Below are 20,897 nucleotides of genomic sequence, written 5' to 3'. Positions count from 1 at the left end.
AAGGACAGAATAGTAGTCGGTGTCTCTAAACGTAGTAGATACAAGGACAAAGTTCAAGCCAATAAGGACAGATTATAGAAGGTTTGTCCTTATTGGGATCGGATAGAGACAGTTTAGGGGGGGGTTACGGTGCGAACTGATGCCATCTATTCGCTGATTACCATCAGCGCAGGGATCAGGTGCGCACAAGTACTGAGGTAGGCTCTGAGTTGTTGAAGGTGTTCTGTGGTGGCTTCTGTCGCCAGTGATTCGCTGGCATATTGCAGACCGTGGCACAACCCTTCAACCGACTCAGCGGCGATTGCGCTGAAATCGTCACGCTGAGCATGACTAAGGTGAGCAACGGGTAGCGAAGCGATGAGGTCTCGGAAAATGGTAATGGAACTCTCGGTAATGGCTGCATTTGTCGTGGTCATTGGCGATCCTCCTTGAAAGTCAGTGTCGCCAATTGTCGATGCTTTTTACGGGTTCAGATACTACGAGTTTCGTAGTTGGTTAAAATTGTAGATGCGTAGGTAGGCAATAAGAAACCTGAAAGTAGGCTGAGGTTGGTGTCAATGAAGCTCAGTTGGGAATTCATTCGACAAATCAATGATCCCTTGTTTGGGTGCTGGTGTTATGTCCGCTAGAGATTTGGCTACAATGCCCAGTTCATTGCAACGGTTGTAAACACCTTTGTCGTGAGTCCATACCTCATCTACATTTAGTGCAATCGCAATGGATATTATTTGCCTGTCAAACTTAACTTTGTTTGCTGTGTCTTTAGCCATCATCGCTTTTAGTTCTTTTATACTTGGCATCTGTGCACACTCAATGGCCGCAATTTCATCAAACGGGGCGATCTCAAAGCATGACTGACATTGTATAAGATTTAAATGCGTCTGATGATGGCTCTTATCGATCCCAACTAAGTATTCTGCTAAAACCGGCGTTGGAATTATTATTTTGCCGCGATTTGCTTCTACGTGATCAATTAGGGCATCCATCCTGCGTTCAAGGTCAGGTATATTCTCCCCATTCGCAGGGTTTGATAATGTACAACCAGCTTTAGTGCCAGTAATCGCTTGAACTAACACATTGGTATCAAAGACTATTCGCAATTGAGAGCCCTTAGTGCTTTTAAGACAACATGTAAGTCATCTTGTTCTTTCCATTGATTTCCAGGCGCATTATGTATGGATGACAAAGCGGTTTTTAGAGATGACTTTTGCAACTCTTCATATGATGAAATTTTAAGCTTCTTGAGCTTCCATATTCCGTCTTTTTTTTCCCACTCACCATCGCCCTCTACTCTTATCTGTTGGAAGAGCAGGGTTCCGAGTTTAACTGCCATCGATGGAGAAGCTTCACAGTTGAATGTCTCCCCATTTGCACCCTCTAATTTTACAGGGACTGATTCATCTTTGCCGCCGACGTTATACAGTCTGCCTTGTATTTTTGCTTTCTTTCTAACCAAAAACGGAGAGTCTTGTTTTATTCGTGGGAAATCAACAATTGTAACGTCATCGTCATTGATAATTCTCCCCTCTAGCTTATCTTGCTCTAATAATGTAACCAGTTTCAGGTAAGAGCTACCTGAATTAGATGCTTGAGATATGGAGCGCTGCAATACATCATTATATGCAGAGTCATTGTCAACCCAGCTGTTTAGGCACGCAGAGCCCTCGCTCACATCCTTGAAGTGAACGGCATCAGTAGAGCCGTAAAGCTCTGAAAGTGCAGACAGATACTTACCCAGTCTAGCCATTGGCAGTTTATCTGGGCTTGTGCCGTCAAGTTTGAGAGTCAGGCTATTTTTCTTGCCCATCTGCTGTCTTGCGCCCTTAAATATAAAGATCGTCTATCATCACAGCTTCATTTTTGTGCAATGCTGATCTCGCGTCAATTCGTTTCTACTGATTTTGCCGAATTTTATATAAACGGAGTTATCCCTCGTTAGACTAGTAACTTGCATAAACTACTTGCTTAGGCGCGGATATCAATGCGTTGCTTTGAGCGCCTGTTATTTTCATCATCTTGATCATATCCAAAGACTATACAAGGTAGTGCATATTTGGTCCTTTACACCTTAGTGATTGGGTATATTTGAATGTAGACAAGTAACGTGTTTTTCTGCGTTGTTATTCTTCATAAGCAAAAAACGCCCTTAAAACAGGGCGTTGTGGCAGTCGGTGGTACAGAGTGGAATTTACTCAATGTTCTGAATCTGTTCCCGCATTTGCTCGATCAGCACTTTCAGTTCAATGGCTGAAGCGGTGACGTCGGCGTTGATGGATTTCGAGGCCAGCGTGTTCGATTCGCGGTTGAATTCCTGCATCATGAAGTCGAGGCGGCGACCGACGGCTTCTTCTTTTTTCAGGATTTTGTAGGTTTCTTTGACGTGAGCGTCGAGGCGGTCGAGTTCTTCGGCGACGTCGACGCGCTGCGCCATCAGCACCAGTTCCTGTTCCAGACGGTTATTTTCCAGCTGTACCTGCGCATCTTCCAGCTTGCTTTGCAGGCGTTCGCGCTGCCATAGCAGGATGTTCGGCATCTGGGCGCGGACTTTGACGACTTCGGCACTGACGCCAGCCAGACGCTGTTCAATCAGCGCTTTTAGCGCGTTGCCTTCGCTTTCACGGGCGGCGATGAAGTCATCCAACGCGCCTTCCAGCGCGGTCAGCAACTCGGCGCTGATCGCATCCAGATCCTGCTCTTCCGCCGACATCACGCCAGGCCAGCGCAGGATATCAACCGGATTGATTTCTCCTTCATCGCTCTGCATTTTGACCCAGTTGGCGGCGTTGACTAGCTGTTTGGCCAGCTTTTCGTTCAGGATCAGCGCACTTTGCGCACTCGGGTCGAGCTCAAAACGCAGGTTGCATTCGATTTTGCCACGGGTCAGACGGGCGCGGATGCGCTCACGCGCAACGGGTTCGAGGCTACGGAATTGTTCCGGTAAACGAAGATAGGTTTCCAGATAGCGCTGGTTAACGGAACGCAGTTCCCAGGCTGCGCTTCCCCAGTTGCCCTTGATTTCTCGGCGGGCGTAAGCGGTCATGCTGCGAATCATTGGTGCATACCTGTAAAGCAAATGATGAGAAAGAGTATAGCGTTGAGTCCGCCACAGGGGATAGGAAAACCGTCCGTGGTGTGGTGTCTGCCGTGAATCAGGCGGCGTTAAGTAAGGCTTCGTTCTGTTTGGCTATCTCGCGACAGCGGTTTTTCATCATCTGTTTCAGTTGCAATGTTGCCTGTGATTGTGGGTTATCACGGCGGCTGATCAGCGTGACTTCAAAAGGCAGCGGCTGGTCGATAGGGACGATTTTGAGCTGATCGGCATAACGACAGGCGGTAAAGAGATCGACGATACCGGCACCACCGCCTGCCAGCACCATATCGGCAATCACCGAGTAGGTTTTGATGTAGAGCGACGCAACGGGTTGCAGCGCTTTATCGCGCAATGCACGGTGCAACACCTGACCGAGCGGATCCTGATGCTGCATCATTAGCAGGTTGTTGTTGCACAGCCATTCCAGCGATACCGGACCGTTTATTGGGCTGTCTTTAGGCAGCAGGGCAACCATCGTGGACTGGAAGAGCGGCTCTGCCAGCAGTTCGGATGGCACCTGCTGCCCAAAAATCAGTGCGAAATCGAGCTGGTTTTGCAGGATGTTCTGACACAGCGTGCTGAAGTGTTCGGTGACGAGTTCGACGTTAACCGAGGCCGCCTGCTTATGAAACTCCACCAGCGTCGGTGCCACGATCATCTGTCCGAACGCATGCGCTGCCCCCAGCCGCACGGAGTGGGCTTTGCTGGTTTTGATCTGTTCGGTGAGGGAACTGATGCTTTGCAGGTGGCTGAACAGTTCCTGCACTTTCGGGATGAGGCGTAGCCCTTCTTCGGTGGCGACCATCCCCTGAGTACGACGTTCAAACAGGGAAAAACCGAGCTGCTGTTCCGCGTGGTTCAGTACCCGACTGACGTTGGGCTGAGAGACGTTGAGCAAGCGCGCGGCGCCGCTAATGGTGCCTGCCTGAACAATGGCCTGGAAGATCTCAATGTGGCGTAATCGCATGGTGCAGGCTCCTGCTGATGCTTTCTGATGAGCATCGTATGAGTAATAACCAAAAGTTCTGCAATTATTACGCCAGATTATAAGGCCGCGATGAATGGTCGATCGATAAGCGATGAAGTGGTTTTTTGCACTATCATGAAGCCCAATAGTGGTGCGAGCGCACCGCTATTGGGCGTTTGGCTCTGTTTCAATGTGCTGGAACGTTAACGATAGATATCGGCGACGGGTTCTTCACCCACGTAGCCATAGCCGCGGTACATGCCTTCGCTATTAAACGGCAGGGCAATGTTGCCTGCTTTATCGACGGCAATCATCCCGCCGCTGCCGTCCATCCGTACCAGTTTCTCCATCACCACACGATCGCTGGCCTGCTGTAGCGTGAGTCCGGCGTATTCCATCAGCGCCGAGACATCATAGGCGGCGACGGCGCGCATAAAGACTTCGCCTGTACCGGTGCAGGAAACGGCTACCGTCTGGTTATTGGCGTAGCAGCCAGCACCAATGATGGGGCTATCGCCCACGCGTCCGGCCTGTTTGTTGGTCATGCCGCCCGTCGAGGTTGCCGCCGCGAGATTCCCCGCGCTGTCGAGAGCGACCGCGCCGACGGTGCCGAATTTACGGTCGGGATCGATAGGGTCGTTCTGGCCGTCATGATCGAGGATGACGCGGCCTGAGCCTGCCTGTGCGTTATGCAGTTGCTGACGGCGTTCATCGGTGGAGAAAAACGCAGGTTCGACCCTTTCCAGTCCGTGCTGCTGTGCAAAGGCTTCCGCGCCGTCGGCGGTAAACATCACATGCGGGCTGGCTTCGAGTACGGTACGTGCTGCCAGAATCGGATTGCGGATATGGCTGACGCAGCTGACCGCACCGGCATCCAGCGTGCGTCCGTCCATGATGCTGGCGTCCAGTTCGTGGGTTTCCGCGTGAGTGAAGACCGAGCCGTGTCCGGCGTTGAACAAGGGGCACTCTTCCAGCAGGCGGACGGCTTCCGTTACGGCATCCAGCGCGCTGCCGTTTTCGGCCAAAATGCGTTGTCCACTGGCGACAATCTCGGACAGCGCGGCCAGATAGCGTTGCTCTTTTTCAGCGTTCATGGCCGAGCGGGTCAGCGCACCTGCGCCACCGTGGATCACAATCACGGGTTTCGTCATGCGATAAATTCTCTTTTCAAGCGGTTTACGCCCCCAAAATCAGGGGCGGAGAGACCGGAATCAGTTTTGCGTTGTCGCCAGATAGGAAAATGTGCCTAGCAGGCTGGTGATTTCCCGCATGCTCTGCGCCGTATAACCTACGGTTATGGCATCCAAACGTTCAACGCTTGGCAGCAGACAGAATAGATCGGCCAGTACCGGTTTTGCCACCATCAGTTCGAGGCGATAGGGTGCCTGAATCCGCGAATTCAGCGTACGGTGTGCTTTTTCCACCGCGGCTTTTGCTGCGTCACGAATCACCTGACGTGCCTGTTCGGTGCTGAGGGATTCGGCCGCATGTTGCGAAATGGCACGCTTGACGCAGGCATAGTCGGTGTTGGGGTAGTAGCGAGCGATCCAGCTCTGGAGCGTGTCATCGCCGCTGACCAGCCACAGCGGCGTCTTCTGTTCCACGCCGGCGGCAGCGTAGATGTCGCTCTCACCCATGATTTCGCCGTTGATGCGCACGCGGTAGAACGCACGACCGTTGATGGTGTGCGACAGTACGCCAAACTCGCCTGCTGCGCAGTGATAACCGATAAACATCAGGCCGTCGAACTGCTGCTGCTCCAGCCCTTCGACCATCGAATAGCCGCGCGGTTTACCTTGTACCAGCCGGGCGCGGGCGTCGATATTCTCCGCACGCAGATTGACCATTGCCGCATGGCTGTCGGCGACCACCACCTCTGTTGCGCCACCCGCGAACGCACCGTCAATCGCGGCGTTCACTTCCTGCTCCATCAGGCCGCGCGCCAGTTGGTATTCTGCGGTGCCGGGGCTGCACTGTTCCGGGCGCATCACGCCAGCGATCCCTTCGATATCAGCAGAGATAAACACTTTCATAATCAGTTTCCTACGGGAGAATTTGCTTATGGATAAAGAGTTGCAGCCAACCGATCCAACGCCTGTGGCAGCGTCGGGCGATGATGGCCGCGAAAACCGGTCACGGCGTCAGCCTGAAGCATGGCGTCGAGCACCGCGTGTTCGGTGGCGTCGGCGGCGGCGCTTAATAGCGGTTCAAGCTGCGCATCCTCCGGCGGTCGTGGTTGTGGGCAAGTGGAGAACGCGACGGCGATATCGCCGGAGCCGTGTCCCCAGTAGCTGCCTAGCCGACCTAATCCTGCACCGGCACGCTTGGCGATGCGCTTGAGCTGTCGGGCATCGAGCGGGGCATCCGTCGCCATGATAATGATGATCGATCCGGCGTCTTGCTGCGGTGCGAGCCCAGGCAGGATAGGGGCGAGGGCGTTCCCCATTTGCACGCCGTCCAGCGTCAGTGAGGAAAGCGTGCCGAAGTTTGCCAGCACCAGTACGCCGAGCGTGGCATTCAATTCAGGAATCAGACGTGATGCGGTGCCGATGCCGCCTTTCAGGCTAAAGCAGCTCATACCACGTCCGGCACCGACGCTACCGCGTGTGAAGCTGTCCGCAGCACTGTCCAGCGCTTGCCGTGCCATGTGTTCTGTTACCGCCAGCGCCTGAATGTCGTTTAGCCAGCCGTCGTTACACTCTAGCGCCAGTGGGTTCACCGTCGGTAGCGTGCGGCCCAGTTCGGGGTTGCGAGCAATGGCGTCGCGCACCAGCGTGGTAAACAGCGTGCCGGTCGCCAGCGTGTTACTGAGCAGGATGGGCGTTTGCAACTGTCCCAGTTCCTCAATCTGTACCAGCCCGACAGGTTTAGCGAAACCGTTTAGTACCGCCGCGCCGCAGGGCAGGGGCTGGGTGAACAGGTTGTCGCCGGGCGGTACAATCGCCGTGACACCGGTTTGCACTTCGCCTGCCGCCAGCGTGCAGTGGCCGACGCGCACGCCCGCCACATCGCTGATACGGTTATGCGGTCCGCTATCCGAACGCGGCGTACCCAACTGCCGCGTCGCTTTCCAGCGTTGTAGCAACAGCACCTGCTGCTGCTGGTGATAGTCGTTCATCGGGTGATCGCCGTGCATCGCCTTCCTCAGCTTTTCAGTTTGGGATCGAGCGTGTCACGCAGCGCATCCCCGAGCAGGTTAAACGCCAGCACGGTGAAGAAAATCGCCAGACCGGGGAATACGCTGACGTGCCAGGCTCCTGCCATCATCAGGCTGCGGCTCATCGCCAGAATATTGCCCCACTCGGGTACGTCCGGCTCTGGGCCGAGACCGATAAAGCTCAGCCCTGCGGCCGTCAGGATGCTGGTGCCAATACGCATAGTGAAATAGACGATCACGTTAGGCAGGGTGCCGGGCAGGATATGGCGCATCAGGATGATGCGATCCGGCGCACCGGCGCAGCGTACCGCTTCCACATAAGCCGCTTGTTTCAGCGACAGCGTGGAGGCGCGCACGATGCGGGCGAAGACCGGCACGCTAAAGACCGCGACGGCGATAATCACGTTATTCAGGCCAGGGCCGAGGATGGCGACAACCGCAATCGCCAGCAGCATGCCGGGGAACGCGAATAGCACGTCGGAACCGCGCATGATCAACGTATCGACCCAGCGGCCGTAGTAGCCTGCCAGCAGGCCGAGCACGATACCGACCAGCATGCCCAGCGTGACGGAAAAGATACCGATATATAACGAGATGCGTGCACCGTAGATGATACGGCTCATCACATCACGCCCCAAATCGTCGGTACCCATCCAGTGCGCTGCCGACGGCGGTGAAGCCAGCGATGCCCAGTCAGGCTCCATTGGGTTCCACGGTGCCAGCCAGGGCGCGAAAATCGCGACCAGTACCAATAGCAGGACGAAGCCGCTGGATAACAGCGCCATCGGGTTATGGATAAAGACCTGAACGAAATCGCGCCACGGCGAACGTATCGTCTCTTCATCAAGCGTGGCAGCGGCCACGACGGGTTCGGAAGGAAGGTTCATCGTGTCTCCTAACGTAGGCGAATCGCCGGATTGACCACCGCGTACAGCAGGTCCACCAACAGGTTAATGACAATAAATTCAAACACGAACAGCATCACCAGCGCCTGAATGACGGGCTGATCCTGTGTCTTGATGGATTCAATCAGCAGCCAGCCGAGCCCCGGCCAGCTAAATACGCTCTCGACCACGATGGAGCCACCGAGCAGGAAGCCGAATTGCAGCCCCAGCATGGTGATGACCGGGATCAGCGCGTTACGCATCACATGTTTCCAGGTGACCAGCCGACTGCGTAGCCCCTTGGAGCGGGCGGTGCGCACGTAGTCTTCCTGCGCGACTTCCAGAAACGCGGAGCGGGTAAAGCGTGCCATAACGGCGGCGACCGATGCACCGAGCGTCAGCGCGGGCAGAATAATATCGCTGGGCTGATTAAAGCCGCTGACGGAAAAGACGCCGAATGGCATGGCCACAAATTGAATCAGCAGCAGGCCGAGCCAGAACGGCGGCATGGAAATGCCACCGACCGCGAAGCTCATCAGCGTCCAGTCCTGCCATTTTCCCCGCTTGAGCGCGGACACCACGCCAATCAGCAGGCCGAGCAGCACCGACCAGACGAAGCCCGCCAGCGCCAGCCACATGGTAGGCATAAAGCTCTTACTGATGACGTCGATGACCGGCTGCTGGGTGCGGTACGTCACACCCAGATCGCCGCTGAACAGGCCGCCGAGCCAGTGGACATACTGCTGCGGCAGTGGGTCATTCAAGCCTAACTGCTGACGAGCGGCTTCCACCGCCTCAATCGTCGCATCAGCACCCGCGTAAATACGTGCCGGGTCACCCGGCAACAGCTTGATAAAACCGAACACTAACAGGGAGACCACCAGCAGAACCGGGATCATTTCCAGCAAACGTCGGACGATATAAGCAAACATGGCGTTCTCCCTGACCGATTACTTAAATTCAGCCTGATCGAAGATCAGCGAGCCATCTGCCAGCATATATACGCCGTCGAGGTTCTTGGTTTTACCGACGATGTTGTCCGGCGTCCCCAGGAAGACCACAGGCGCATCCTGCCAAATTTGACGCTGTGCGTCGGCATAAGCGGCGGCACGTTTGTCGGCATCGGCGGTAGCCAGGCCGGCGGTGATCGCTTTATCTGCTACCGGGTTGCTGTAGTAAGAGACGTTATACGCAACCGGCACCCAGGACTCGGTGGCGAACAGTGGACGCAGCGCCCAGTCGGCATCACCGGTGGATGGCGACCAGCCGTTGTAGAACAGGTCAAATTCGGCATCTTTCGGATCTTTCACGCCAAACAGTTTGGCGTTGCGCATCCCAGAATCCATCGGCGTGACGGTAACTTTGACGCCGACCTGCTCTAACTGCTGCTTGAAGAACTGCGCGCTACGAATGTAGTCGGTGCGGTTCGTCGTCCACAGTTTCAGGCTCAGGCCGTTGGCGTAGCCCGCTTCTTTCAGCAGCGCTTTGGCTTTTTCTGGGTTGTAGGTGTAGTTCGGTGAGCTTTGGCGTGCGAAGAACTGGACGTCCGGCGCCATTGCAGAGGTAGCAGGAACACCCATGCCGGCGAAGCCGACTTTCAGCCAGATATCGCGGTTGATGGCGTAGTTGAGCGCCTGACGCACGCGGATATCGTTAAGCGGCGGACGCAGGTTGTTCATAGCCAGCCAGAATTGATAAATACTCGCGTCGCGCTGAATCGCCAGCTTGCTGTCGCTTTGTACGGTCGCAATCAGGTCGGAAGGCAGCGGATACACGGCATCGACCTGGCCGGATTTCAGGGACGCCACACGGGTGGAATCTTCTGGCGTCGGGTAGAAGGTCACGCTGTCGACTTTCGGCCAGCCTTTCTGCCAGTAGTTGTCGAATTTCACCAGCTTCACGTCTTTACCCTGTTGCCATTCGGTGAATTTGAACGGCCCCGTACCGACTGGGTGGACGCGCAACTGTGCTTCATCTGGATATTTCTTCAGTGCTTCCGGGCTGTGCATGACGGCGGACGGATGCGCCAGCGTGTTCACAAAGGCACCGAAGGATTTGTTCAGCTCGATTTTGACCTGCGTCGGCGACAGCACGGTGACGGTTTGCACCATGTTAAACAGGCTGTTGCGCTTCAGTCCTTTGCTCTGATCGGCAAGACGGTCAAGGTTGGCTTTAACGGCGTCGGCGTTGAACGGCGTGCCGTCCTGGAAGGTGATGCCTTCGCGCAGGGTAACGACGAATTCAGTCGCCGTATCGTTGCTGGTATAGCCCGTCGCCAGACGCGGCACCAGCTTCATTTTATTATCGAACTGGAACAGACGTTCGAAGATGCCGCTCTGAATCGAGTAGCTCAGCGTATCTGAGGTATCGTGCGGATCTAGCCCGGTGATATCGGCATACATGGAAATACGAAGGTCTTGCGCCTGGGCAACAGCCGCCAGACACAGTGAGAGCCCGAGGGCAACGGCGGAGCGGCGAACGAATGGCTTCATGGTTATCTCTCCTGGTCAGCAATGAACGTGTGTTGTGTTTTATTAATACGTTGTGTTTTATGGCTATTTTTTGTGGCTATTTTCTTGTCATGACGTCGTGTTTCAGGCTGCCGATTCGTTGTCGGCGACCCAGTGCTGCGGCGCAACCTCGCGGTAGCGCGTCTTGGCGACGGCCTCACCTGCTTTACGCAAAGGGGAGGGGATTTCGCTGTCGTCAAACTGGCGTGTGCCGCGACGGGTTGGATCGGCAATCGGAACCGAGGCCAACAGGCGGCGGGTATACGGATGCTGGGGATCGTTAAATACCGACTGGCGCGGGCCGATTTCCACAATCTGGCCGAGGTACATCACCGCGACGCGGTTGGCGATACGCTCGACGACTGCCATATCGTGCGAGATGAAAATCCACGACACGCCGGTTTTCTTTTGGAGATCCATCATCAGGTTGACGACCTGCGCCTGAATGGACACATCAAGCGCCGACACGGCTTCGTCAGCAATGATGACCTGCGGCTGTAGCGCCATGGCGCGGGCAATCGCGATGCGCTGACGCTGTCCGCCGGAAAATTCGTGCGGATAACGGCGGGCGTGCTCAGGCAGCAAACCAACGCTTTTCAATAGCGCCTGTACCTGCGGCGTCGCTTCCTCCAGTGATTTCACCAGCCCGTGCAGCAGCAGTGGTTCAGCAATGGTGAAGCCGACCGTCAGGCGTGGGTTGAGCGAAGCGTACGGATCTTGAAACACCATCTGCATTTCCCGGCGCAGCGGCTGGAAATCACGCTCTTTCATCTGGGAAATTTCGTTGCCCTGAAAATGGATGCTCTCAGCTTCGCTTTGTACCAGACGCAGCAGGGCGCGCCCGGTGGTGGACTTGCCGCAGCCACTTTCCCCGACGATAGCCAGCGTTTCGCCCGGCCAGACGTTGAAATCGATCTGTTCTACCGCGTGAACATGGTGGGTCACGGTGGATAAAATCCCGCTGCGCATCGGGTAATACACCCGCAGCCCGCGAATATCCAACAGCGGCTCGGCGTCATAGCGCGCGGTGACTTGTTCACTGTTTTCCGGGTCGGCAGCTTGCCCCAATAAAGGAAAACGCTTCGGCCAGAGGCTATCGCGCATATCGCCCAGTTTCGGTACGGCGGCCAGCAGCGATTGGGTATACGGGTGTTGCGGTGCGGCAAAAATCTGCTCGACGGTGCCTTGCTCCACGATCTCGCCGCGATACATCACCACCACGCGATCGGCGATTTCCGCTACCACGCCCATATCGTGCGTAATAAACAGCACTGCCATGTCGCTCTGTTGTTGCAGGTCACGCAGGATTTGCAGAATACGCGCCTGCACGGTGACATCCAGTGCCGTGGTCGGTTCGTCGGCAATGAGCAGTTGCGGATCGCAGGCCAGCGCCTGTGCGATCATCACACGCTGACGCATCCCGCCGGACAGCGAGTGCGGGTAGCTTTTCATCACGCGATCGACGTCCGCGATGCGTACCTTGTGCAGCAGTTCACGGGCTTTCTTATCCGCGCTGGCGGCATCGCAGATTTTGTGATCCAGCAGCGCTTCGGTGAGTTGGTCGCCGACTTTCAGTACCGGGTTGAGTGAGGTCATCGGCTCCTGGAAAATCATGGCGAGATCGCGCCCACGCAGCTTACGACGCGCTTCCGCTTTCATGCTCAACAGGTCGTGTTGTTGACCGTCGCGCGCGGTGAAACGGAGCGCGCCGCGTTCGATGTTGGCAGAGTCCGCCAGCAGCCCCATCACGGTCAGTGACGTCACGGACTTGCCTGAACCACTTTCGCCGACCACGGCGACGACTTCCCCTTTATTCACGGTAAAGGAAATGCCTTTTAGCGCCTGATGTGTGCCGGAACGGCCGCTAAAGCTGACGCTCAGATCGTCGATTTCCAGTACAGGTCTAGGGGCGTTACCGGGTGCTGTGGCGGCACCCGCGTGCATGATATCCGTCATGGTCACTCCGATTGAAGGTTTTAGGGTTACTGTAGTTAATTGCGTTGCGTCATAAGTTGATTGCGTCATAGCCAGATTCGGCCAAGGTTATAGGTCAGATAAGGCGAGCTGTCGGCGGCCAGCCAGATAGGACCGTCGAGGTCGACATGCTCGGCATCGGCGGCGACGGGCAGAGCGGCTTCCATCGCCATCGACGAGCCCAGCGTGCAGCCGACCATAATGCGCAGGCCGTGAAAGTGAGCCTCACGTACCATCGCCAGGGCTTCGGTCAGCCCGCCACATTTGTCCAGCTTGATGTTGATCATGTCGTAACGACGACGCAGCCCGACGATGTCGCCACTGTGGCGGCAGCTTTCATCCGCACAGATAGGAATCGGGTGGGCAAAACGCTGTAAATCTTCGTCCTTACCGACAGGAAGCGGTTGCTCAATCATGGCGACCTGATAGGGCAGCAGCGCCGTGGACAGGCTATGTAAATCCAGCCCGCTCCAGCTTGCTCTCGCGTCGATAATCAATTTGGCGTTGGGTGCGGCGGTACGAATGGCGGCAACCTTTTCCAGAATCAGCTCGCGATCCAGTTTGATTTTCAGCAGCAGGGCGCCGTGGGAAACGGCATTGGATGCGGCGGCAGCCATTTTCTCCACGCTATCAAGCGCCAACGTTTGCGCACAGACCACGGATGTAGGGGGATGAATGTCGAGGCGCTGCCACAGCGTCTGTTTTTCCAATGCGGTGTTGAGCCGCCACAGCGCGCAGTCCAATGCATTTCTGGCTGCACCCGGCGCTAAATCTTTCTGGAGTTGTTCGATGGTCAGGCCGTGTTCTATTGCCTCACGGATCGCTGAGAGCTGGCGACATACGCTATCGGCGGACTCGCCATAATGGGCGACAGGCGTACATTCGCCTTGTCCAATAAATCCTTTTTCTTCTAGCGCGACGCGGATAACGGTAACCGCGCGACGCGTACCGTTCTCAGCCGCCATAGGACGGGCTAGTGGCAGATTGACGGTTTCAATTTGCATATGCCGCATCATGATTTTTTTCTCATCAACGCTCAGGGGATGAACGGACTATTTCATGATGCATCATCACTGACGAATACTTGTTCATCAGTAGGGTATAACCTCAGGTTATGCCCTATTTTCAAGGTATGGCTTTCTGGTTGCGCTTTGCCGCAGCGCGCAGGATTTCGTGTATAATACGCGCCAGTTTTCATTGACCCGCCGGAGATGAGCCATGCGCCCAACAGGCCGAAGTGCACAGCAAGTACGCCCCCTCAAATTAACCCGTCATTACACGAAACACGCCGAAGGTTCCGTTTTAGTCGAATTTGGCGACACCAAAGTGTTATGCAATGCCACGGTAGAAGAGGGTGTCCCGCGCTTTCTGAAAGGCCAGGGGCAAGGATGGGTCACCGCCGAATACGGCATGCTGCCGCGTGCGACGCACAGCCGCAACGCTCGCGAAGCCGCTAAAGGCAAACAGGGCGGGCGGACGCTGGAGATTCAGCGCCTGATTGCGCGTTCCTTACGTGCAGCGATCGACCTGAAAGTGCTTGGCGAATACACCATTACGCTCGACTGCGACGTCTTGCAGGCGGATGGCGGTACGCGTACGGCGTCCATCACCGGGGCCTGCGTAGCGCTGGCCGATGCGCTGAACCAGATGGTTGCCAGCGGCAAGCTGAAGAAGAACCCGATGAAAGGCATGGTCGCGGCGGTTTCCGTCGGTATCGTTAACGGCGAAGCGCTGTGCGATCTGGAATATGTGGAAGATTCCGCCGCTGAAACCGACATGAATGTGGTGATGACCGAAGACGGCCGCATGATTGAAGTGCAAGGAACCGCCGAAGGCGAGCCGTTCAGCCACGAGGAATTGCTGACCCTGCTGGCGCTGGCCCGAGGGGGAATTGATACCATCGTTCAGGCGCAGAAAGCTGCCTTAATCGATTGATTTTATAAGCGACCAATTGGTCGCTTTTTTTTAGGGTATAGATGAATTGCTTAACAACGTGATTAATTCGTAAGACGAGGAGATGCCGTAATGAAAGCCTACCAGCGCCAGTTTATTGAGTTTGCACTCAGCAAGCAGGTATTGAAGTTCGGCGAGTTTACCCTGAAATCCGGGCGTATCAGCCCCTATTTCTTCAACGCCGGGCTGTTTAATACCGGGCGCGATCTGGCCTTACTGGGGCGTTTTTATGCCGAAGCGCTGGTTGATTCCGGTGTGGCGTTCGATTTGCTGTTCGGGCCGGCTTACAAAGGCATTCCGATTGCCACTACCGCCGCAGTGGCGCTGGCAGAACACCACGATCGTGACCTGCCGTACTGCTTTAACCGCAAAGAGGCCAAAGACCACGGCGAGGGCGGTAGTCTGGTCGGCAGCCCATTACAGGGTCGTGTGATGCTGGTGGATGACGTGATTACTGCAGGGACAGCGATTCGCGAATCGATGGAGATCATCGCTGCACATCGAGCAACGCTGGCGGGGGTGATGATTGCGCTGGATCGTCAGGAACGCGGCCGCGCCGATTTGTCTGCGATTCAGGAAGTGGAACGTGACTATCAGTGCAAGGTGATTTCGATTATTACGCTGAAGGAGCTGATTGCTTATCTGGCGGAAAAACCAGAGATGGCAGCGCATCTGGATGCGGTGAAAGCCTATCGTGAGCAGTACGGGATTTAATGTTATGAGTTATAAACCCGAGGTTGCGGACAAAGCCTGTAGAGCGGGAGTAACGGATAGATCGTAAAGACGCTACAAGTACGTCCCTGTAAGCTCGGATTGCGCCATCCCTGGCGCAAACGCTTTACTCTTCTATTCCGTTACCCCGTTTTCCTTTGGCAAATAGGTTTGTCAACGGTCGGACCCGCCAGAGATGTCTGGCGGGTTTTAAGATCTAAGGGCGGTGCTTAGTTCAGTTGGGCGGCCAACAGCGGCCAGCGGGTGTCGAATTCCTGCGTCGGGCGATAACGGAACTCCGAGCGAATAAAGCGCGACAGCATCCCTTCGCAAAACGCTAACAGCTGGCTAGCCAACAGCGTTTCATCATGCTGGAAACTTTGTCCGCCGCGCAGCTTATGCTCGCGCAACACCTGACGCAACTGCGACTCAATGCGCTCAAACAGCTGGTTGATGCGATCCTGCAAGCGGTCCTGTTCAAACATCAGCGCGTGGCCGGTCATGATGCGAGTCAGACCCGGATTCCGTTCCGCAAACCCTAAAATAAGCAGCAAAATCAGACGAAGACGATTAAACGTTTCTTTTTCATCTTGCAGAATCAGGTTAATGCGGGTGGTCAGACTATCCTCAATAAATTCAATCAGGCTATCAAACATCCGCGTTTTACTGGGGAAATGCCGGTAGAGCGCCGCTTCGGACACGCCGACGTTCGCTGCCAGTTTTGCCGTGGTGATGCGTTGGCTGCCGTCGCTGGATTCCAGCATCTGCGCCAGGGCCTGCAAAATTTCCTCGCGACGATTCCTTTTCGTATTTTCTTTTTCTGCCATGTCTGAAAAGACCCTTGCTAAATATTTGACTGACAAGCACCCGTTAGCGCCACAGTAGCCATTTCCTTTTGGAGAGACAGGCGCTGTGGCTTATAGGAATTTTTTACACTATGGGGTGGCTGGAGCGCGTTAGCTACGGCCGGAGTGGCCGAAGCCGCCTTCTCCACGTTCGCTGCTGACGAAATCGTCGACCAGATTAAATTCAGCCTGAACGACGGGCACAAAGACCATCTGCGCGATGCGCTCGCCCGGCTCAACCGTAAACGCTTGTTGACCACGATTCCAGACGGACACCATCAGTTGCCCCTGATAGTCCGAATCAATCAGCCCCACCAGATTCCCCAGCACCACGCCGTGCTTGTGGCCCAGTCCGGAGCGGGGCAAGATAACCGCCGCCAGCCCGGTATCGGCAATGTGAATCGCCAACCCGGTTGGGATCAGGGTCGTTTCCCCTGCTTTGAGTTCAATTGCCTGATCCAGACAGGCACGCAGATCGAGTCCGGCAGAACCCGGAGTGGCATAGGTTGGTAACGGAAATTGCTGCCCAACGCGTGGGTCAACAATCTTAACGTCGATTTTTTTCATCATAACGGCTGATAATCTCGTCGATTAATTTTTGGCCAAGAAGACGTTTGTCACACTGCGGCAACGGTACGTCTCCACCTTGCCAAAAAAGGTGTAACGCATTGGTTTCACTGTTAAAACCATGCCCGGAAAGAGAGACGTTGTTCGCGCAAATCAAGTCCAGCTTTTTACGCGCCAGTTTTTGCCGGGCGTATTCTTCCACATTCTGGGTTTCGGCAGCAAACCCGACAACATAAGGACGATTTTTCGTCATGGCTGCAACACCGGCGATAATATCTGGATTTTTGACCAGAGTGAGAGTCATTTCATCGCCTTGCTGATTCTGTTTTTTAATCTTCTCATCGGCGATGTGTTTGGCGCGATAGTCGGCAACCGCCGCACAGCCGATCACGATGTGCTGCTGAGCCGCATGTTCCATCACCGCGTGCTCCATCTCCAACGCGCTGCCGACGTCAATGCGTGTGACACCCTGCGGCGTGGAGAGTGACACCGGGCCGCTCACCAATGTGACCTTAGCACCACGGGCAGCCGCGGCCTGTGCGATAGCAAAGCCCATTTTCCCGGAGCTGTGATTGGTGATAAAGCGAACGGGATCCAGCGCTTCTCTCGTTGGCCCGGCGGTGACCAGAATATTGAGATGTTGCAGATCGTTGATGGCAGAAAAATGACGCTGCGCCAGCCTAACAATTTCCAGCGGGTCGATCATACGGCCTGGCCCAACATCGCCACACGCCTGGCTACCGCTATCCGGTCCCCAGATCGGCAAACCTCGAGCGGCCAGCGTGCGCAGGTTGTCTTGCGTGGGTTCCGCGCGGTACATCTGCTGATTCATCGCAGGGACAACGGCGATGGGGGCAGAGGTCGCCAGACAAATGGTGGTCAGCAGGTCGTTCGCCATACCAGCTGCGACTCGAGCGATCAGATCGGCGGTGGCCGGAGCGAGAATGACTAAATCAGCCCATTTCCCCAGTTCAATGTGACCCATTGAGGCTTCCGCCGCGGGGTCAAGCAGGTCGTCTGAAACGGGATAACCGGAGACAGCTTGTAGCGTCAGCGGAGTGATGAAAGCTTTAGCGGCAGATGTCATGACAACCCGTACGTCGGCTCCGGCATCGCGCAGGCGCCGCACCACTTCTGGGCACTTGTACGCGGCGATACCGCCGCTGATACCCAGCACGATTCGTTTGCCGGAGAGTGCATTCAGGCTGGAAAATTCCGTCATCATCATGGTCCGATTGAAAGTCAGAAGATGCGCCATTTTACCATAACCTTGCAGCCAGATAGGAATCTTAAGGTCGCTGCTGCGGTTTCCCTAGGAAGATTGCGAAGCGCTTCGCAGCCTTTTGTCACCGCTATCGTCCTGTTTTTACGGGCATGACATGATGCCATCGAGCGGTATAGGGAGAGGGTTATGGGCTGGGAAAAGGGATTGGCACCGCGTGAAAAAATGGTGCGATTAGGGGCCGAATCGCTGACGGATGTTGAATTGTTGGCGATTTTTTTACGTACAGGGTTGCCGGGCGTGCATGTGATGCAGCTGGCGGAAGCGTTGTTGGCGCAATTCGGGTCGTTATATCAACTTATGACAGCCGATCAATCCGCATTTCATACCGCCAAAGGCGTAGGAATATCGAAATATACGCAAATCAGGGCGATTGCAGAGCTGTCGCGTAGGCTGTTTTTCTCTCGTCTGGCGAAAGAGGACGCGATGCTGAATCCTCAGGCGACAGGCGAGTATTTGCAGCTACTGCTGTCACGACGTGAGCGCGAGGTTTTTTTAGTCCTGTTTTTGGACAATCAGCATCACGTTATTCGCCATCAGGAGATGTTTGTTGGTACGATTAACAGCGTGGAAGTACACCCGCGTGAAATTGTGCGTGAAGCGCTAAAGGCAAATGCCGCGGCGTTGATTTTGGCGCATAATCACCCGTCGGGAAAAGCGGAGCCGAGTCAGGCGGACCGTGCGATAACCGAACAGATTGTTAAAGCCTGTCAGTTAATGGAGATCCGCGTGCTCGATCATTTGGTTATTGGGCATGGCGAATACGTTTCTTTTGCTGAACGCGGCTGGATTTAACAGATATTTCCGCGATCCGGTGGGATCTTTAGCTGTTCGGGACTTGAGCACTTACGCTTCAGAGCGTATACTACGCCACCTTTGAGAATCTTGGGTGTGGCGTTAAGAGCCTATCTCAGCAGGTTTATCCTGATGACAGAGTCTTTTCAGTGAAGTTGCTGAGATGGGCTCTAAAGCCTGACGAGGCGGCCAAACCCTATACGAAGCTCGAGCTGATTTGATTTTTGGAGAATAGACATGTCCCGAGTCTGCCAAGTTACTGGCAAGCGTCCGGTGGCCGGGAACAACCGTTCCCACGCACTGAATGCGACCAAACGCCGTTTTCTGCCGAACCTGCATTCACACCGTTTCTGGGTTGAAGGCGAGAAGCGCTTTGTAACACTGCGTGTATCTGCTAAAGGTATGCGTGTTATTGATAAGAAGGGTATTGAGACGGTTCTGGCCGATCTGCGTGCCCGTGGTGAAAAGTATTAAGGAACTGAATCATGGCTAAGGGTGTTCGCGAGAAGATCAAGCTGGTTTCTTCTGCTGGTACTGGTCACTTCTATACCACTACGAAGAACAAACGTACTAAGCCGGAAAAATTGGAACTGAAGAAATTCGATCCAGTTGTTCGTCAGCACGTTGTCTACAAAGAAGCTAAAATTAAGTAATTTCTGCTTCTTGATAAAAACCCGGCCTTGGTCGGGTTTTTTTTCGCCCATATTTCAGTCTTACTTCTTGTACCCAGTCTGGCGTTATGCCAATTTCCTGTACTTCGACCTTACAACCATTCGGTACGCAGACATGGACTCGACATTGCACCAACTGTTGTTAGCAACACCACATACGCAACTCTTACTGCTCGTTGAAGCAGTTTATGGTTTAGATCCCAAAGTAGACCAGCGTATTGAAATGTTGTTACATGGCCAGAATATCGCTATGCAAGAAACCTCATTAAAACAGCGTATTGCATCCATTACTCGCGGTAAGAAATTTATTGATTATTATCAGTCTTATGGCTTTGCCATGGAACTTGAGGCACTGGTTGGTGATATCGCTTACTTGATTGACGACACGCCGAAAGTGGCATTTGCGCTGATTGATCAACTGATGTCTACACATTCCCGTGTCTATGAACGAGCGGATGATTCAAATGGCGATATTGGTGGAGCCTATGCAGCAGCACTTAGTGTGTGGATTAAGGCGGCAAGCCAGTGGCGTTCGCAAGGCGGAAAGACACGGAATTGGCCTGATGAGGTAAAAAAACGGCATGACGAGAACGATTATGCCGTGTGGGATGATTTGATTGCACAAAGTGGCACGTTACTTACCGAGCCAGAGTTGCGGCAACTGGCGCAGGACTTTGAACATGAATATGCGGCAGCGCTGATCAATGCTCCTCTCGAAGAATATAACTTCCGAGCCGCACATGCCGCGATAGGGATTTCTGGTGTGGCGGAAGCGTTGAAAGACGTAGCGCTCTTTGAGCGTTCTATACTGTTGGGCTCTCCAGAACCTAATGAATTACAAAAGCTACGTATTGTAGAATTTTGTCTGTCGATCAATGAAGCGCAATCGGCACTGAAATGGCTACTGAAACCGTTCCAACATCATGCCGAAAGCCGACGTCAAGCCTTGCTGGATCAAGCCTATAGGCAGCTTGGCGATCTCAATGCGCTTTTGATTTTACGGCGTGAGGCTTATCAACGTTCCCCTGATTATCATCGGTTATGCGCGTTACTGGAGGTATTACCCGACCAGCAAGAACGGGAAGCACTAGAACGTCAGGCTGTCACGAATGCGATCACGATAAGCGATATCGTCACAAGAATCGATACCTTACTCGCTCTATGTGCTTATACAGAAGCAGGAACACAAGTTATTGAGCATTTATCCTCATTGTCTGTTTTTTATGGCAGATTGATCGATTGGGCTGATAAATTCCATCGCGCTAACGCATTTCTGGCTGAAGTTGCTTGTTATCGTCTACTACTCGACGATATTTTATCTTCTGGGCGCAGTAAGGCTTATGATCATGCGGCGACGTACTATCGTAAATTGGACAAACTGGCTTCTCAGCTCACAAGCCATGCACCTTTATCGGAGTGGGGCGAGTATCAAGAGCAGCTAAAACAGCAACATGGTCGGAAATATTCATTCTGGCAGCGTTTGCAATAAT

Annotated in this window: 22 protein-coding genes; 6 read left to right on the top strand and 16 right to left on the bottom strand. The window is 54.4% G+C overall.

Annotated elements, in window-relative coordinates:
• Window positions 1–146: 146 nt before the first annotated feature.
• From NAL19_RS20680 to ycjG, 13 genes are all read right to left on the bottom strand, one after another.
• A complete protein-coding gene (locus NAL19_RS20680; RefSeq protein WP_225086225.1) occupies window positions 147–416 on the bottom strand; it encodes a hypothetical protein in 270 nt (89 codons plus the stop codon).
• A gap of 138 nt (window positions 417–554) precedes the next feature.
• A complete protein-coding gene (locus NAL19_RS20675) occupies window positions 555–1,076 on the bottom strand; it encodes a type II toxin-antitoxin system VapC family toxin (protein ID WP_250160542.1) in 522 nt (173 codons plus the stop codon).
• Between the two features lie 14 nt (window positions 1,077–1,090).
• Window positions 1,091–1,807, bottom strand: coding sequence for a hypothetical protein (locus tag NAL19_RS20670; protein WP_263058314.1), 717 nt, complete (start codon window positions 1,805–1,807; stop codon window positions 1,091–1,093).
• Window positions 1,808–2,188: 381 nt separating this feature from the next.
• Window positions 2,189–3,052 carry a YicC/YloC family endoribonuclease gene (locus tag NAL19_RS20665; RefSeq protein WP_039278589.1) on the bottom strand — a complete coding sequence of 288 codons (864 nt, stop codon included), beginning with the start codon at window positions 3,050–3,052 and terminating at the stop codon, window positions 2,189–2,191.
• 97 nt (window positions 3,053–3,149) lie between these two features.
• On the bottom strand, window positions 3,150–4,058 hold the full coding sequence (locus NAL19_RS20660) for a LysR family transcriptional regulator (protein WP_263058313.1): 909 nt from the start codon (window positions 4,056–4,058) through the stop codon (window positions 3,150–3,152).
• A gap of 203 nt (window positions 4,059–4,261) precedes the next feature.
• Complete coding sequence (locus tag NAL19_RS20655) at window positions 4,262–5,209, bottom strand: isoaspartyl peptidase/L-asparaginase family protein (protein WP_225086221.1); 948 nt, start codon at window positions 5,207–5,209, stop codon at window positions 4,262–4,264.
• A 60-nt stretch (window positions 5,210–5,269) separates the two neighbouring features.
• Window positions 5,270–6,091 (bottom strand): M55 family metallopeptidase, encoded by an 822-nt coding sequence (locus tag NAL19_RS20650; RefSeq protein WP_263058312.1) that lies wholly within the window; start codon window positions 6,089–6,091, stop codon window positions 5,270–5,272.
• A gap of 26 nt (window positions 6,092–6,117) precedes the next feature.
• Complete coding sequence (locus tag NAL19_RS20645; protein ID WP_263058311.1) at window positions 6,118–7,194, bottom strand: P1 family peptidase; 1,077 nt, start codon at window positions 7,192–7,194, stop codon at window positions 6,118–6,120.
• Between the two features lie 8 nt (window positions 7,195–7,202).
• Window positions 7,203–8,102 carry an ABC transporter permease subunit gene (locus NAL19_RS20640; RefSeq protein WP_263058310.1) on the bottom strand — a complete coding sequence of 300 codons (900 nt, stop codon included), beginning with the start codon at window positions 8,100–8,102 and terminating at the stop codon, window positions 7,203–7,205.
• Window positions 8,103–8,110: 8 nt separating this feature from the next.
• Entirely contained in the window at window positions 8,111–9,031 is a 921-nt protein-coding gene (locus NAL19_RS20635; RefSeq protein WP_263058309.1) for an ABC transporter permease, read from the bottom strand.
• Window positions 9,032–9,049: 18 nt separating this feature from the next.
• The gene (locus tag NAL19_RS20630; protein WP_263058308.1) at window positions 9,050–10,591 is read right to left on the bottom strand and encodes a glutathione ABC transporter substrate-binding protein; all 1,542 of its coding nucleotides are present in this window, start codon (window positions 10,589–10,591) and stop codon (window positions 9,050–9,052) included.
• Between the two features lie 102 nt (window positions 10,592–10,693).
• A complete protein-coding gene (locus tag NAL19_RS20625; protein ID WP_263058307.1) occupies window positions 10,694–12,565 on the bottom strand; it encodes an ABC transporter ATP-binding protein in 1,872 nt (623 codons plus the stop codon).
• A 65-nt stretch (window positions 12,566–12,630) separates the two neighbouring features.
• Entirely contained in the window at window positions 12,631–13,596 is a 966-nt protein-coding gene (gene ycjG, locus NAL19_RS20620; protein WP_263059759.1) for an L-Ala-D/L-Glu epimerase, read from the bottom strand.
• Window positions 13,597–13,801: 205 nt separating this feature from the next.
• Here ycjG and rph point away from each other — a divergent pair, with 205 nt between their 5' ends.
• Window positions 13,802–14,518 (top strand): ribonuclease PH, encoded by a 717-nt coding sequence (rph, locus tag NAL19_RS20615; protein ID WP_225086214.1) that lies wholly within the window; start codon window positions 13,802–13,804, stop codon window positions 14,516–14,518.
• A gap of 90 nt (window positions 14,519–14,608) precedes the next feature.
• Window positions 14,609–15,250: an orotate phosphoribosyltransferase gene (pyrE, locus tag NAL19_RS20610; protein WP_263058306.1), complete on the top strand. Its 642-nt coding sequence runs from the start codon at window positions 14,609–14,611 to the stop codon at window positions 15,248–15,250.
• A 227-nt stretch (window positions 15,251–15,477) separates the two neighbouring features.
• Here pyrE and slmA read toward each other — a convergent pair whose 3' ends face one another.
• The 3 genes from slmA to coaBC all read right to left on the bottom strand — a co-directional run bounded on the left by slmA (window position 15,478) and on the right by coaBC (window position 17,917).
• Window positions 15,478–16,074, bottom strand: coding sequence for a nucleoid occlusion factor SlmA (gene slmA / locus NAL19_RS20605; protein WP_263058305.1), 597 nt, complete (start codon window positions 16,072–16,074; stop codon window positions 15,478–15,480).
• A gap of 129 nt (window positions 16,075–16,203) precedes the next feature.
• Window positions 16,204–16,662, bottom strand: a complete 459-nt coding sequence (gene dut, locus NAL19_RS20600) for a dUTP diphosphatase (protein WP_225086211.1) — start codon at window positions 16,660–16,662, stop codon at window positions 16,204–16,206.
• The gene (coaBC, locus tag NAL19_RS20595; RefSeq protein WP_411561410.1) at window positions 16,640–17,917 is read right to left on the bottom strand and encodes a bifunctional phosphopantothenoylcysteine decarboxylase/phosphopantothenate--cysteine ligase CoaBC; all 1,278 of its coding nucleotides are present in this window, start codon (window positions 17,915–17,917) and stop codon (window positions 16,640–16,642) included. The genes dut and coaBC overlap by 23 nt, the downstream gene beginning before the upstream one ends.
• Before the next feature lie 153 nt (window positions 17,918–18,070).
• On the opposite strand from coaBC, the gene radC reads away from it, so the two are divergent.
• The 4 genes from radC to NAL19_RS20575 all read left to right on the top strand — a co-directional run bounded on the left by radC (window position 18,071) and on the right by NAL19_RS20575 (window position 20,896).
• Window positions 18,071–18,736 carry a RadC family protein gene (radC, locus tag NAL19_RS20590; protein ID WP_263058304.1) on the top strand — a complete coding sequence of 222 codons (666 nt, stop codon included), beginning with the start codon at window positions 18,071–18,073 and terminating at the stop codon, window positions 18,734–18,736.
• 237 nt (window positions 18,737–18,973) lie between these two features.
• Window positions 18,974–19,210, top strand: a complete 237-nt coding sequence (gene rpmB, locus NAL19_RS20585; protein WP_005967968.1) for a 50S ribosomal protein L28 — start codon at window positions 18,974–18,976, stop codon at window positions 19,208–19,210.
• A gap of 11 nt (window positions 19,211–19,221) precedes the next feature.
• Window positions 19,222–19,389 (top strand): 50S ribosomal protein L33, encoded by a 168-nt coding sequence (gene rpmG / locus NAL19_RS20580; protein WP_002442576.1) that lies wholly within the window; start codon window positions 19,222–19,224, stop codon window positions 19,387–19,389.
• A 133-nt stretch (window positions 19,390–19,522) separates the two neighbouring features.
• Window positions 19,523–20,896 carry a DUF6880 family protein gene (locus tag NAL19_RS20575; RefSeq protein ID WP_225086209.1) on the top strand — a complete coding sequence of 458 codons (1,374 nt, stop codon included), beginning with the start codon at window positions 19,523–19,525 and terminating at the stop codon, window positions 20,894–20,896.
• Window position 20,897 lies beyond the last annotated feature (1 nt).

It is taken from the genome of Pectobacterium sp. F1-1 (assembly GCF_025643735.1).
GTDB lineage: Bacteria > Pseudomonadota > Gammaproteobacteria > Enterobacterales > Enterobacteriaceae > Pectobacterium > Pectobacterium colocasium.
This window is presented reverse-complemented; position numbering and strand designations above follow the sequence as displayed.